General features: G+C 66.3%; 1 protein-coding gene and 1 pseudogene. Both read right to left on the reverse strand.

Annotated elements, in window-relative coordinates:
* Nucleotides 1–1,033 (reverse strand): 3-(3-hydroxy-phenyl)propionate transporter MhpT (mhpT, locus tag KHQ28_RS13805; RefSeq protein ID WP_211777620.1); only part of this gene is annotated, 1,033 nt, incomplete at its 3' end.
* A 75-nt stretch (nucleotides 1,034–1,108) separates the two neighbouring features.
* Nucleotides 1,109–1,343: pseudogene (locus tag KHQ28_RS13810) on the reverse strand (4-hydroxy-2-oxovalerate aldolase); the annotation flags it as partial.

Below are 1,343 nucleotides of genomic sequence, written 5' to 3' on the forward strand. Positions count from 1 at the left end.
CCGCCACGGCGGTGCCCACCCCGGTGGCGCGGATGGCCGCGGGATAAAAAAGCGGCGCCAGAGCGTAAAGCACACTTTGTCCGCCGGTGGCGAACAGCCCGGCGACAAACCCCGCCAGCAGCATGCCAGTCAGCGACGACGCGCTGCCCAGCGCCAACAGCGACGCCAGAATGCCGCTGTAGATCAGGAGCGACATCCGCAGCGGGGTGAGCTTATCCATTAGCGCCCCCAGCAGCAGCGTGCCGCAGGCGGCGCCGATCTGCAGAGAGAACATCACCCCCGCCGCCTGGCTGGCGCGGAATCCCTGGCCCACCAGCAGCATCGGCAGCCAGTTGATCAGCATATAGACCACCAGCAGGGTGAAAAAATAACCCAGCCACAGCAGCAGCGTAGCGGCGGCCTGGCCCGGGGCAAACAGGGTGCGCAGCGGCACGCTGGCCTCCGCGCGCTGAAACGCCTGCGACTCCGGCAGCCAGCGCATCAGCAACGGGATCAGCAGCAGCGGGACCACGCCGCCAATCCAGAAAATAATCTGCCAGGCCGCGGCGAGACCGGAAAAGCCCAGCGCTGCCGCCAGCGCGGCGCCAATGGGTACGCCGCAGTACATCAGGCTTACCGCCCGGCCGCGGAAACGTGAGCCAGCGGCTTCCGAGGTTAAGGCAATCAGGTTCGGCAATGCCGCCCCGAGCCCGACGCCGGTGAGCAGGCGCGCCAGCAGCAGCGTCGGGAAGCTCCATGCCAGCGCGGTGGCCAGCGAGAACAGGCCAAGCAGCAGCACAGACCCCAACAGAATGCGCTTACGCCCGTGGCGGTCCGCCAGCATGCCGCCCACCAGCGCGCCGGGCAGCAGGCCGAGGATCCCGGCGCTGAAGATCCAGCCCATCTGCATTTTATCCAGCGCAAAGGCCTGCGCCATGCCGACGGCGGCGATCCCCGCCGCCTGCAGATCCAGCCCTTCCATCAGGGCCACCATAAAACAGAGCCCGATGGTGACCACCAGGCGCGAGGGGGTTGCAGTCGTTATCTTGGTCATAGGGTACCTTGGCGATAGCCGAACAAACGGAGCAGGTGACTGGCGGCTGATGCTTTGTCAGCCGCACGTTCTTAGTTATTTATTGCGGTTAAGCAGATCCAGCGCGACGTCGACGATCATATCCTCCTGGCCGCCGACCATCCGCCGCTTGCCCAGCTCGACGAGAATATCCACCGCGCTGAGGCCATAGCGCTTGGCCGCCGCTTCGCTGTGGCGCAGGAAGCTGGAGTAGACTCCGGCGTAGCCCAGCGCCAGCGTTTCGCGGTCGACACGCACCGGGCGATCCTGCAGCGGCCGCACCAGCTCATCG

Source organism: Klebsiella sp. 28 (genome assembly GCF_018223905.1).
Lineage (GTDB): Bacteria > Pseudomonadota > Gammaproteobacteria > Enterobacterales > Enterobacteriaceae > Klebsiella > Klebsiella pneumoniae.